Source organism: Winogradskyella bathintestinalis (assembly GCF_030407435.1).
GTDB classification, from domain to species: Bacteria; Bacteroidota; Bacteroidia; order Flavobacteriales; family Flavobacteriaceae; genus Winogradskyella; species Winogradskyella bathintestinalis.
Genome location: NZ_JASDDK010000001.1, coordinates 394,415 through 408,643 on the forward strand (window position 1 = coordinate 394,415; position 14,229 = coordinate 408,643).

Here is a 14,229-nt window from a genome sequence, read left to right on the forward strand (position 1 = left end):
CTTAAATTATAGATCTTAGAAGGTATCAATTTCTGTTTTTATAAAAATTAATTCTTTACTAAAACGAAATTTAATGCATTAACTCATTAAACATAATTATTAACTTTATGACCAATTTAACATAACCCTAAAGTCTAACTGTCTAAAATTTTGCGTACATATTTAACAAGAATACACCTACCTTTATTTTTTAAATAGTTTTACCCTTATATCCATCTACACCATGAACATCAGCAAGCACCTCGTCCTACTCTTTATTCTAATTTTCGCATTTTCTTGTAAGGACAAACCTGTAGAAACCGATAATATTATTAAGTTTCGCGATTATATTAGTTATACTTCTTCAGGCTTGGTTTCTGTGGCTGACCCAATTAAAATCAGTCTTTCGGATACGGTTAATGGATGGGAAATTGATAAATCTTTGCCATCAGAACTGATTAAAATTACACCTCACGTTCAAGGCGAATTAAAAGCTATGAACAATCACAGCTTACTTTTCACGCCAGATGAACACCTTGAACCTGCAACAGAATATACGGTAAATGTTGCGTTGAACGAGATATACAAAAGCATTCCAAAAGAATATAAAGATTACACCTTTCAGTTCAAAACGATAACGCCAAGTTTCAATATTACTACTCAAAATTTACAATCGTATAGTAAAGAATGGCAATATATGTTTGCCCAATTGCGCTCTGCCGATGTTATTTCGCTTGAAAATGCCAAAAAATTAGTGACTGCTTCCCAAGATTCAAAAGTTTTAAACTTAGTGTGGAATGAAACCAACACAACTTCAAAATTCTTCGAGTTTAAAATCGATAGTATCAATCGACTGGTTGAGGATAGTAAAATCGATGTAAAATGGGATGGCGATGCTATAAATGCTGACAATGAAGGCGAAAATTTTATTTCGATTCCTGGAAAAAATAACTTTACCATTGTGAATACAGAAGTCGTTCAAAGTCCTGAGCAATTCTTATCACTTAACTTTTCGGACCCTTTAGTAAAACAACAAAATTTCGCAGGATTAGTATCACTTCAAGGCGTGAAAAACCCAAAATATATTGTCGATGGCAATGTGTTGCGTGTGTATCCAGATTCTAAATTGGTTGGTGGTATTCAAGTGGATGTTTTTAAAGGTATCAAAAATACTTATGGCTACAAGTTGAAAAAACCATTTTCAGAACTGGTCACTTTTGAAGAATTAAAACCTGAAGTCCGATTGGTCAGTAATGGCAGTATTCTTCCAAATTCAAAAAACCTTAAATTCAATTTTGAAGCTGTTAATTTGAGCAAAGTCGATGTAAGGACTATTAAAATTTATGAAGACAACGTACTTCAATTTCTACAGGATTACAACATCACAAGTGGCGACCAATATGCTATTAAAAAAGTCGGAAGACGTATCGCCAAAGAAACCATAACCTTAATTCAAGAAAAAAATCAAAACACAGGAAAATGGAAAGCCTACAGTATCGATTTATCCAACTATCTAAAAGCAGATCCTGGTGCTATTTACAGAGTGGAATTAAGCTTCAAAAAAAGCTATTCTTTATACGATTGTGCTTCAAATGCCGAAACCACAAATGTTGACCAAGACGATTACTACGACGATTATTATGGCGAAGATTATTATGCCACCGAAGAACTATCTGAAGAAGAAGAAAACTATCGTGAAGAATTGTATTGGGACAATTTAAACTACAGTTACAGAAACACCAATTATCGCTGGAGAGACCGAGACAATCCGTGTACAGATTCATATTACAACTATGGAAATCGTAAAGTGTCCCAGAATTTAATTAGCTCGGATTTAGGTGTAATTGCTAAGCAAGGGAATGATAATAATTATTTATTTGCGGTCACAAACATTCTAAATACAAGTCCGGAAAGTGGCACAAAAATCACATTATACAATTATCAACAACAAGAATTAGCCGACGGAATTACCAATAAGGAAGGGATTATAAAAATCGATGCCAAAAACAGAGCCGCTTTTGCCATCGCTACAAAAGGAAGCAACGTTAGTTACATAAAATTACACGATGGTATGTCCTTATCATTGAGTAAATTCGATGTGTCCGGAAGCCGATTAAAACGTGGACTTAAAGGTTATATCTACGCAGAACGTGGTGTTTGGCGACCAGGAGACAGCTTGTTTTTAACGTTTATGTTGAATGACAAGGCGAACAAATTACCAAAACGTCATCCCGTAAAATTAGAAATCACGGATCCTGTTGGTAAACTGGTGTATAGGAAAGTTTCAACGGATAACATTAATAATTTCTATGATTTTACAGTTACAACTTCATCAGATTACAAAACAGGAAACTACAATGCGAAAGTTTCTGTTGGTGGTGCTACGTTTTCAAAAAGTCTTAAAATTGAAACCGTTAAACCAAACCGATTAAAAATTAAAATAGATTTTGAAAACGAAATTTTAACGAACAACGAACCACTTCAAGGCGACTTAAACGTTACTTGGTTACATGGTGCGCCAGCAAAAAATTTAAAAGCTGAAATAAAAGCGAAATTCACATCAACATACACCAGTTTCAAGGGGTACAAAAATTTCGTTTTTAACGACCCAACCCGAACATTCAGTTCTGAAGAAACCAATGTGTTTGAAGGGAATTTAGATGCTGACGGAAATGCCAAAATCAATCAAAAATTGAATATTGGTAAAAATGCACCTGGCATGTTAAACGCTCAATTTTTAGTGAGAGCGTTTGAAAATGGAGGCGACTTTTCACTAGATGCATTCACAATGCCTTATGCGCCTTATGAAAGTTTTGTAGGTCTGCAATCGCCAAAAGGCAACAATTATGGGTCTTATTTTACAGATGAAAACCATACGTTTGATGTGGCAACCGTTACTGCTGAAGGCAAACCGATTAAAAGAGAAAAATTAGAAGTAAAAGTTTATAAAATTGAATGGCGTTGGTGGTGGAATTCTTCTTACGATAACTTATCGAGCTACGTATCGAGTAATTATCACAGACCTGTTCAGTCGTTTTCAGTAAACACAGATGCGAACGGAAAGGCGAATTTCAAATTGAAAATTCCAGAAGACGAACGTGGACGCTATTTAATTAGAGTGGTAGATCCCGTTAGTGGTCATGCCACAGGAAGAACAGCTTATTTCTACAAAAACTGGTGGTCCACCAATCCATCGGGCGATAAGGAAGCGGCAAAAATGTTGGTTTTTTCTACAGACAAAGAAAATTATAATGTTGGCGACACGGCAAAATTAACGTTCCCTTCGGGTTCGGAAGGACGTGCTTTGGTCAGTATAGAAAATGGTTCGGAAGTGTTGCAACACCAATGGGTAAAAACCAAACCTGGTGAAACCACGGTTGATATTCCGGTGACTTCAGAAATGGCACCAAACGTATTTATTAATATTTCGTTATTGCAACCACATGCCATTACGTCCAACGATTTACCGATTCGATTGTATGGTGTGATTCCGATGATGGTTGAAGACCCTTCGACCAAATTAGAACCTATAATTGACATGCCAGATAAAATTAGACCAGAGCAATCATACGAAATAAAAGTTTCTGAAAAGAACAACAAATCCATGACCTATACTATTGCCGTTGTTGAAGAAGGCTTGTTGGATTTAACCCGATTTAAAACACCAAATGCTTGGGACAGTTTCTATGCTCGTGAAGCTTTAGGTGTAAAAACTTGGGATATTTTTGATGATGTTATTGGAGCATATTCGGGAAGTATTGACCAAGTTTTTGCGATTGGTGGCGACGGAAATGCTGCTGGAGGAAAGAACAAAAAAGCCAATCGTTTTAAACCTGTTGTGACTTATTTAGGTCCTTTCCTTTTAGGTGAAGGCAAAACGAAAACGCATCAACTCAAAATGCCAAATTATATTGGTGCAGTGAGAGCAATGGTTGTTGCTGGTAACAATGCCTCGGAAGCTTATGGAAGTACGGACAAATCGGTGCAGGTAAAACAACCATTGATGGTCTTGGCAACCTTACCTCGAAAATTGAGTCCTGGCGAAAAAGTAACACTTCCTGTGACGGTTTTTGCCATGGAAAATAAAGTGAAAAACGTCAACTTATCCTTAAAACTAAGTGATGGAATTACGGTAAAAGGCGAATCGTCCCAATCCCTTAAATTCGATAAACCAGATGAAAAAATGGTCTATTTTGAATTGGACGTCACCAAAGCCAAAGGCATAAATACCGTTGAAGTCATTGCCACAGGAAACGGAGAAAAATCCACCTACAAAGTAGAAATTGATGTGGAAAATCCAAATCCGTTTACCTCTAAAGTCAGTGACCATGAACTTGAAGCAAATGCAGAACAAACTGTTAACGTAACGACGTTTGGTGTAGCAGGAACAAATTCGGCAACGGTAGAATTTTCAACCATGCCACCAATGGATTTCACACGTCGATTACAGTATTTAATTCGTTATCCTCATGGTTGTTTGGAGCAAACGACTTCTGGTGTATTTCCGCAATTATTCTTGGCTGATATTTTTGATTTAACCGCGAAGAAAAAGAAAGAAGTTCAAAATAATATTGAAAGTGGCATTAAACGTTTGGGGAATTTCCAACAACCAAATGGAGGCATGAGCTATTGGATGGGAGAACGAACAGCCAACGATTGGAGCACCAGTTATGCTGGTCATTTTATGATTGAAGCTGAGAAAAAAGGCTTTGTATTGCCTTTAACATTCAAAAGCAATTGGATTGCCTACCAAAAACAAGCGTCTCGAAATTGGAGGCCAAGTTATCGTGTGTATCATTCCGATTTAGCACAAGCCTATCGTTTATATACTTTGGCTTTAGCTGGAAGTCCAGATTTAGCAAGCATGAACCGTTTGCGGGAGTTTGATGAAATTTCAAACGAAGCCAAATGGCGATTGGCAGCGGCTTATGCCTTAGCAGGACAGAAAGAAGCAAGTGATGCCATTTCCAAAACCGCAAATATCGATTTTCAACCACCAAAATCCAATTATTACACTTACGGTTCGGTGGACAGAAATAGAGCGATGGCTTTAGAAACCATGATTATCACAGGAAATCCTAAAGCTAGGGATTTAGCTAAAACCATTGCCAAAGATTTATCGAGTGACCAATGGATGAGCACGCAAACTGCAGCGTATAGTTTATTGGCTATGGGGAAAATGGTCGTTAAAAACGGTGGAAAAGATTTAAAACTGTCTTACAGTATCAATGGAAAATCTGAAACTATCGACACCAAAAATGCCATTGCACAACGTGATATTCCTATTAAAGATGGCACCAACCAAATTAAAATTAATAATGAAAAAGACAATTTGGTCTATGTGCGCGTAGTGAGTTCTGGAAAACTGAAATTGGGCGAAGAATTGGCGGAACATCGTGGGTTTACCATTTCAACTGTTTACAAAGATTTACAAGGCAATAAAATAAATGTGTCCAACCTGAAACAAGGTCAAGATTTTGTGGCAACGGTTAGTATTTCGAACTTAACACGAGATTATGTCCACGATGTGGCATTGACGCAAATTTTCCCATCGGGGTGGGATATTGTAAATACTAGATTTACGGCTTTTGGCGACACAACCGTAAGTCAAGCGAGATATACAGATATAAGGGATGACCGCGTCAATTTCTATTTCGATATGAATCCAAAAGGAAAACATGGCACCAAAACTTTTACCGTGTTATTGAATGCATCTTATTTAGGTACCTATTATTTACCAGGCTCGCAAGCCGAAGCCATGTATGATAATGATTATTTGGTACGGAATAAAGGGGAATGGATTACTGTTGAGAAATAATCACAGGAGACCTCAAAGGTTTTATAAACCTTTGAAGTCTATATAACCAAAAAACAATACCTGCACTACAAGATCAGATACTAAATCAAGTTAAGTAGATGTCTTGCAGGAAAAGGAAATATTAAACTTTTTTAGACCCTTCAGGTTAGGAAAACCTGAAAAGTTTGAATCAAGAAAAACAAACTAAACAATAGCCGTCCGGAAGGCAAAAATCCTAAACATAAACCGCTAAAATGTTTAACCTTAAATTTAAAAATTATGAACAATCTAAAACAGATTTTAGCGATCGGAATGTTACTATGTGCAACATTAGTAACAGCACAACAAAATGCTTACGTAGCAGCAGAAAGTGGATTATCACTTAGAGACCAACCCGATGTCAACGGCAAATTGTTGACCAAACTAGCTTATGCAGAAGCCATTGGTGTCTTAGAAGAAACAGACATAAAACTCATCATTCTCGATGGTGGCAAAAAAGTAAGTGGTAATTGGGTAAAAGTTGAAACCCGAAACCACATTGGGTACGTTTTTAACGGTTATTTGTCGGCAACAAAAATCTCTAAACCCATCCGATTGGATTTAGGTCAGTTGCATGTTGAAATAAAGAATTTAGCAACGAGCGATTACAAAAGAACACACGGTTTAAAAAAGCAAGATTCTACAACAATCCATGTAGAATTGGGTGCGACACCTGAAGGAAAACAAATCCTTCTTATTAACAATGACTACAAACACGTGAGCATTTTTCAAAGCTACGAAAACAGCATTTCATTTATGAGCTCGGATGCGCAATGTGATGCAAAAGATTGGAAACATTTTGATTCGGAATGGAAACCGTTAAAGCAAATTACATCCAATACTTTTCAAACTTTAACTTATACAGAAAACGATTGGAAAAAGTTTATCGATATGTCAATGAACAATTTAAAAACAGAAATTATTCATCAGTGTGGGGAAGATTGGCTCAACTATTTCAAGACAATTAAAAATTTAAAAGATCATCCCGTAGGAGTTGCCACAAACCGAGTATTTCTAAAAATCATCTTGACAGATTTTGAAAATAATATCACAGAAAAGGTAATTGAGTTTGATATTCCGCAAGGTTGTTAATTGGAGTTTACACGTTTAAAGTCATCTCAAGGGAATAGTACTAAAAATAAACTTGGGAGGATTGTCTCCTTGAGGGGACTTTAGGTGTGTTAATTTTAATGACCATGAAGGATAGGTAAAAAAGAGGTAGAAGCGCAAGCTACAAACAGATGGCATCGTTGGGTTAGCAATGATTTTTAATTAAGATTTTGAAATTTATAAACTACATAAAACGCAACAAGATAAAATCGGCAATAGTCGTTGTACTCATTGTTGCGTATTATTTTTGTTTACCACAAAAATTATTCAAGGATCCCAACGCAACAGTTATAACTAGTGAATCTGATGAATTATTAGGAGCCTTGATTGCTGAGGATGGTCAATGGAGATTTCCTGCCAGTGATAGTATTCCTGCTAAATTCAAGGCTTGCATTCTTCAATTTGAAGACGAATATTTCTATACGCATCCGGGGTTTAATCCGGTTTCAATTTTTAAGGCTTTAAAAAGTAATTTAAATTCAGGGAATGTTAAACGTGGTGGCAGCACCATAACCCAACAAGTAATACGCTTATCCCGAAAAGGACAATCACGGACCTATTTCGAAAAAGTTAAGGAGATTATTCTTGCGACTCGTTTAGAGTTTCGATTATCTAAAAATGCTATTTTAAATCTTTATGCAAGTTATGCACCATTTGGCGGTAATGTTGTTGGTATTGATGCCGCTTCATGGAGGTATTTTAATCGTGATGCGTCAAATCTATCTTGGGCCGAAAGTGCCACCTTAGCTGTTTTGCCAAATACACCTAGTTTAATATATCCTGGGAAAAATCAACAACAATTATTAGAAAAGCGTAACTGGCTATTAAAAAAATTGCTTAAAAACGGCATTATAGATGAATTAACTTATGAGTTATCAATAGTCGAAGATTTACCACAAAAACCCTATCCATTACCACAAATAGCACCTCATTTACTTCAAAAAATTGCTAAAAAACACCGCGGAGAGCGTATAAAGACAACAGTTAAAATAGGGTTACAAGAACAAACCAACAGAATCGTTAAACAACATTACCAGCGATTAAAGCAAAATGAAATCTATAATATTTCCGTATTAGTATTAGGTGTAAAGACGAGGGAAGTTCTGACATATATTGGTAATTCTCCAACAGATAAATCCCATCAAAATAGTGTGGATATTATTGACAAACCAAGAAGCACGGGTAGTATTTTAAAGCCATTTTTGTATGCTTCGATGCTCGATGCTGGTGATTTATTGCCCAATGCTTTAGTCGCAGATGTCCCAACACAATTTGGAAATTACCAACCCGAAAACTTCAACAAGTCTTATGATGGAGCTGTGTTTGCCAATGAAGCTTTATCGCGCTCGCTTAACGTGCCGGCTGTGCGCATGCTTCAAGAGTTTGGCTTAGATAGATTTTATCATTACTTAAAACAGTTAGGACTTAAAGATTTAAAACACGATGCTAGCTATTACGGGTTGTCGTTAGCGCTAGGTGGAGCAGAAAGCAATCTTTGGGATTTGTGCAAAAGTTATGCGGGTATGGCTTCAACTTTAAATCATTTTAATGCAAATTCAAGCCAGTATTTTACTAACGAATTTTGTCAACCGATTTACAATTCAAACGAAAGTATTGACTTCGGACAACTTAGAAATGAAAAAGAAATTTTTGATGCGGCTTCCATCTTTCTCACTTTTGAAAGTATGAAGCAAGTGAACCGACCAGAAGGTGATGACAGCTGGGAGTTTTATGATTCTTCGCAAGAAGTAGCCTGGAAAACAGGGACAAGTTTCGGTTTTAGAGACGCATGGGCCATTGGTATCACAAAAGATTATGTGGTTGGAGTTTGGGTTGGCAATGCTGATGGTGAAGGCCGACCTGGTTTGGTGGGTGTACAAACCGCTGCACCTATATTATTCGATGTGTTCGATTTATTACCAAAAAGTACTTGGTTCAATCCACCGTATGATGAAATGATAAACGTAAATATTTGCAAGAAAAGCGGCTATAGAGCGTCTACGATATGCGATGATACTGAAATGCGATTTATTCAAGCCAGCGGAAAAAAAACAGCACCTTGCCCTTATCATAAAATAGTACATTTAGATGCCACAGAGCAGTTTCAGGTAAATTCGACTTGCGAATCGATTTCAAAAATTAATAGTACACCATTGTTTGTATTGCCACCTTTACAGGCTTATTATTTTAAAAATAAAAATCCATTTTACAAATCTATACCTCCATATCGAAGTGACTGTGCCGAAACCACTGAAGTTGCCATGGAATTTATCTATCCCAACCAACAAAGCACTATTTTTTTACCTAAGGATTTTGATGGTAACACCAATAATTTGGTGCTTAAAGTAGCGCACTCAAAACCAGAATTAGAACTCTATTGGTATGTTGATAATCAATTTATTGGTAGCACTAAAGATATTCATGATATGGCTGTTTTGCCAAGTTCTGGAGATCATACAATTACGGTTATGGATGAATTAGGTAATGTCTTAAAACATAACATTACAATTACTGAATAAATATCACAATTTAAGTAATGTATTTTTTTATAGCGCTACTAAATAAGGCAACTAATTAGTTTCGATTTCAAAGTAGTCATTTAAGATTAAAATTGGAGCTTTTACTATGATGATAAGATAGAAATGCTACTTACTTTATATAATACTTGTTGGCACAACAATAACAATCAAAGGTAAATTCCTATTTTTGCAGAAATAAATCAACTTATTAATTATGGAAATTGTTCAGTTTATACATTCAAAATGGGCTTATTTAGTACTTATAGTATTAGTATTAGCTACGTTTAACGCTCTTATAAAATTCTTTGGAGATAAGGAATTTGATGCTAAGGATTTTAGGATTTCGTTATTCGCATTAATAACCATGCACATCCAATTATTGATTGGTATTGTTTTGTTTTTAATGAAGGATTACTTTTCAACTATAGAGCAAGTTGGTGGTATGGGAGAAATGATGAAGAATTCGGGATTAAGAAATTTAATTATAGAGCACCCTTTAACTATGATAATTGCGGTAGTATTGGTTACTGTGGGATATTCAAAACATAAAAAGAAACTGACTTCTAAACCAAAATTTAAACTATTGGCTATTTTTTATAGTCTTGCTTTAATTTTAGTATTGGCTAAAATTCCATGGAATCTTTGGTTCTAAACTTTAAATAAATCACAAAAAAAGCGTTTCGACAAATATCGAAACGCTTTTTTTTACATCTTAAATTTAAGGTTAAACTTTTTGTATTGGAATTGTCTTATTCCACTTCTTTTATTAGATAAATATACACCGGAAAGTGATCACTATATCCACCAGAAAACCCACCGTAATCATAACTTCTAAAAGGGTAACCTTTAAATCGACCTTCCTTATTGGTTAAATAAGACTTGTTAAAAATTCCAGCTTTATAGAATCTAAATGATGAATAATCCTTTTCTAAAAACGGCTGTGTAAATAAAATCATATCGAACAAACTCCAAGAATCTCTATATCCAGTTGTTCCTAAGCCCATTTTTTTAAACTGATCCTCATAAGGATTATAAATACCTTTTAACTTTACGCGCTCTTTATCTGATTCCGTTTTTAATTCTTTCTTCATACTATCATTTGTAGGGTTGTCATTAAAATCTCCCATGGTAATGATTTTAGCGTACGGATCAATAGATTGTAACGAATCAATAATACGTTTATTTAATTTACCGGCTGCAACACGTTTAAATCGGCTTCTTGCTTCGCCTCCACTTCTAGACGGCCAGTGATTAACAATGACATGAATTAAATCTCCTTCTAATTCTCCACTTACCAATAATTGATCTCTTGTATACACACGTTTTCTTGAGGAGTCATCATAAATTAGCAATTCATGAGAACTTGTTTCAATTGGTTTAAATAGTGATTTTTGATACAATAGAGCGACGTCAATTCCTCTTTTATCTGGAGAATCAAAGTGAATAATACCATAATCTTTATTTAATAACTGAGAATCATTTACCAAGTCTACAAGTACTTGGCGGTTTTCAACCTCCGAAACACCAATAATTACAGGAGTATTATTTGTATCGTCATAGCCAATATCTGAAACGACCTTAGCCATATTTTTCACTTTTTTCTCATAAACCTCTGCTCTTATGGATGCATTCATCTCCATTATAGGGCTTGCCTCATCATACTTAGTGGTATCATTAATAGTATCAAATAAGTTCTCCACGTTGTAAAACGCTACAGTATGAATTTTATACTTTTTCTTTTCTTGTGCATTTATACTTATAAATGCTAATACAAATATGATAATTAAACTGTGTCTTATATTTTTCATTTAAAAGATGTTATGTTAACATTAATTACTTTACAAATCTTGAGCCAAAAGTATATATTTATTATAAATAATGTAAATTTGCACGCTTTAAATAACATTATTATTTATTGTACAAGGCGTATTAACTTTAAAATTAGGTATGAAAAAAAGTTTAATTATTTTATTATTTGGGATTTTTTCTTCCTTTACTATGATGGCACAAAGTACCGTTATAAAAGGTAGTGTAAAGGATGCTGCATCTTCAGAACCAATTCCAGATGTCACCATTACAATTGAAGAAACTCAACAATCTACCTTAACCGATGGTTTGGGTGAATTTATTTTTTCAAGCAACGTGCCATTAGGAGAGCAGGTTTTAAAAATCTCAAAAGCAGGTTATAAAACTAAACGTTATCCTATTATTGTAAACGAAGGACAAACCGTTGACATTACCGACATGACATTAGATATCGATGTCACTGATGTGCAAGATATGTTTACGATTACACTTTCTGATGATGAATTAAATGATGATACGAGTGGTGCAGATAATATCTCTGGATTATTGTCATCTTCATTAGATGTTTTTCAAAGAACAGCTGCATTTGAATTCAGTTCTTCATTCTTTAAAGTAAGAGGATTAGATTCCGAAAATGGTTCTGTTTTAATGAATGGAATTGAAATGAACAAATTGTATAATGGTAGACCACAATGGAGTAACTGGGGAGGCTTGAACGATATGATGCGTAACCAAGTTTTAACAACTGGTCTTACTCCTTCTGACTACAATTTTGGTGGAGTTTTAGGAACCTCTAATATTATAACTAGAGCGTCTTCATATAGAAAAGGTGGACGTATTACCTATTCATCTTCAAACAGAAGTTACACAAACCGTATTATGGCAAGTTACGCTTCTGGCTTAGTAGATGACGGCTGGTCTTATGCATTTATGCTTGGTAGACGTTGGGGTGATGAAGGCTACCAAGATGCGACACTTTATGATTCTAATTCATTTTTTGCTTCCATTGAGAAAAAAATCAACGATAAACATAGTATTAACTTCACTTCAATATACACACCAAATAGAAGAGGAAAATCGTCACCAAACACTCAAGAAATTTATGATCTAAAAGATATTAGATATAATGAATATTGGGGAGATCTAGATGGCGAGCAACGTAACTCTCGTATTAAAGAAGTCGAAGAACCAATTTTTATGTTAAACCATTATTGGGATATTTCGTCTAAAACAAGATTAAACACCAATATCGGATACCAATTTGGTAAATTAGGAAACAGTCGATTAGATTATAGTGGAGGCGGTAATCCAAGTGCAGCTTATTACCAAGAGTTACCAAGCTATTGGATTAATGATGATAGAAATGATTTTGCTAAAGCTTATGAAAAAGAACAGGAATTTATAAATGATGGTCAATTAGATTGGAATCGTATTATAGACGCCAACGTTACTAATAATATTAATGATGTAAGTTCTGCTTACGCATTATACGAAGATAGATCAGATGATAAGCAATTATCAATCAACTCTATATTTACTTCTGAAATTAATGAAAACATTATAATTAACGGAGCAGTAAACTATAAAAACTTAAAGTCCGAAAATTTTGGTGAGGTCATCGATTTATTAGGTTCTGAAGTTGGTTTATTAAATGTAGATTCTTTTGATGGTTTTCAGTACGACAACCAAAACAAAAATAGACTATTGGGTGAAGGTGATAAATACAGATATAATTATAACTTATATGCTGATGTCATTTCTGGTTATGCACAGGGACAGTTTAAGTATAATAAATTTGATTTTTATTTATCTGGGAGCGTTACTAGCACCACTTACCAAAGAGAAGGGTTATGGGAACATAGTAGATTTGATGAAGCTCGCTCTTTTGGAGAAGAAGCCCCTACATCTTTAGGTAAAGGCAAGGAAATTACTTTTACGGGAGTTGGAGCAAAAGCGGGATTAACATACAAAATTTCAGGAAAACATTTAATTGATATTAATGGAGGTTATATAACGAGAGCACCAAATTTGCGTAATACATTTTCTAACTCTCGAGAAAATCATTCGATAGTGAATAATATCAGTGAAGAAATTTTAACGTCGGTTGATGCTAGTTATATTTTTAGATCACCTATTGTAAATGCCAAAATTACAGGATTCTATACTAAAGTAGAAGACGCTAATGAAGTTGGTTTTTATTATGCTGATGGTATAAGTGGAAGCAATGATATTGATGAAAATGCTACCTCTGCATTTGTTCAAGAAGTTTTACAGGGTATAGATAAAAAGCACTTTGGTGTTGAAATAGGCATTGAAGCACAGGTTACACCAACAATTAAACTAAAAGGGGCTTCTTCAATAGGTCAATATACTTATGATAACAACCCTGACCTCTATTTAACATCAGCTAGTTTTAACACACCAGATGGTTCTTTACCCTTTGGTAAAGCTAATTTAAAAGATTATAAGCTTGCCGGAGGTCCACAGAGAGCATCATCTATTGGTTTTGAATATAGAGATCCAGATTTCTGGTGGTTTGGCGCAACCGCGAACTTCTTTTCTCATGCTTATATTGATGTAAATTCTTTAACAAGAACAGAAAATCTATATTTAGATTCAGATGGTTTACCAATCAATGATTTTGATGAAGCGTTGGCTACTGAATTATTAAAACAAGAACAAATTAGTGATTATATGGTCATTAACCTAGTTGGAGGTAAATCTTGGAAAGTAGGCGATTATTACATTGGCATATTTGCGAGTGTTGGAAACTTATTAGATGAAATATATAAAACGGGTGGTTTTGAGCAAGGTAGAAATGCTAACTTTAGAGCGCTTAGAGATGATAACGCCGGTGGTAATCCACAATTTGGTTCTAAATATTGGTATGGACGAGGTGCTAACTACTTTGTTAACTTAAACGTAAGATTCTAAAAGAAAAATTAATAAATAATATCACAATTATGAAATGTGTAACTT

General features: G+C 34.8%; 6 protein-coding genes. 5 read left to right on the plus strand and 1 reads right to left on the minus strand.

Annotation, left to right across the window (positions count from 1 at the left end; genetic code table 11):
* Positions 1-223 precede the first annotated feature (223 nt).
* The 4 genes from QMA06_RS01565 to QMA06_RS01580 all read left to right on the plus strand — a co-directional run bounded on the left by QMA06_RS01565 (position 224) and on the right by QMA06_RS01580 (position 10,096).
* Positions 224-5,797, plus strand: coding sequence for an alpha-2-macroglobulin family protein (locus tag QMA06_RS01565; protein WP_290205098.1), 5,574 nt, complete (start codon positions 224-226; stop codon positions 5,795-5,797).
* 258 nt (positions 5,798-6,055) lie between these two features.
* Positions 6,056-6,907 (plus strand): SH3 domain-containing protein, encoded by an 852-nt coding sequence (locus tag QMA06_RS01570; RefSeq protein ID WP_290205099.1) that lies wholly within the window; start codon positions 6,056-6,058, stop codon positions 6,905-6,907.
* A 185-nt stretch (positions 6,908-7,092) separates the two neighbouring features.
* A complete protein-coding gene (gene pbpC / locus QMA06_RS01575; protein WP_290205748.1) occupies positions 7,093-9,444 on the plus strand; it encodes a penicillin-binding protein 1C in 2,352 nt (783 codons plus the stop codon).
* A 211-nt stretch (positions 9,445-9,655) separates the two neighbouring features.
* On the plus strand, positions 9,656-10,096 hold the full coding sequence (locus tag QMA06_RS01580) for a hypothetical protein (RefSeq protein ID WP_290205749.1): 441 nt from the start codon (positions 9,656-9,658) through the stop codon (positions 10,094-10,096).
* Between the two features lie 97 nt (positions 10,097-10,193).
* Here QMA06_RS01580 and QMA06_RS01585 read toward each other — a convergent pair whose 3' ends face one another.
* Complete coding sequence (locus QMA06_RS01585) at positions 10,194-11,252, minus strand: endonuclease/exonuclease/phosphatase family protein (RefSeq protein ID WP_290205100.1); 1,059 nt, start codon at positions 11,250-11,252, stop codon at positions 10,194-10,196.
* A gap of 139 nt (positions 11,253-11,391) precedes the next feature.
* On the opposite strand from QMA06_RS01585, the gene QMA06_RS01590 reads away from it, so the two are divergent.
* A complete protein-coding gene (locus QMA06_RS01590; RefSeq protein ID WP_290205101.1) occupies positions 11,392-14,184 on the plus strand; it encodes a TonB-dependent receptor in 2,793 nt (930 codons plus the stop codon).
* The last annotated feature ends 45 nt before the right edge of the window (positions 14,185-14,229 follow it).

Bases quoted from the DNA above. Each gene is read 5' to 3' on its own strand.
- QMA06_RS01565 (WP_290205098.1), top strand. From the start codon at position 224: ATGAACATCAGCAAGCACCTCGTCCTACTCTTTATTCTAATTTTCGCA.
- QMA06_RS01570 (WP_290205099.1), top strand. From the start codon at position 6,056: ATGAACAATCTAAAACAGATTTTAGCGATCGGAATGTTACTATGTGCA.
- QMA06_RS01585 (WP_290205100.1), bottom strand. From the start codon at position 11,252: ATGAAAAATATAAGACACAGTTTAATTATCATATTTGTATTAGCATTT.
- QMA06_RS01590 (WP_290205101.1), top strand. From the start codon at position 11,392: ATGAAAAAAAGTTTAATTATTTTATTATTTGGGATTTTTTCTTCCTTT.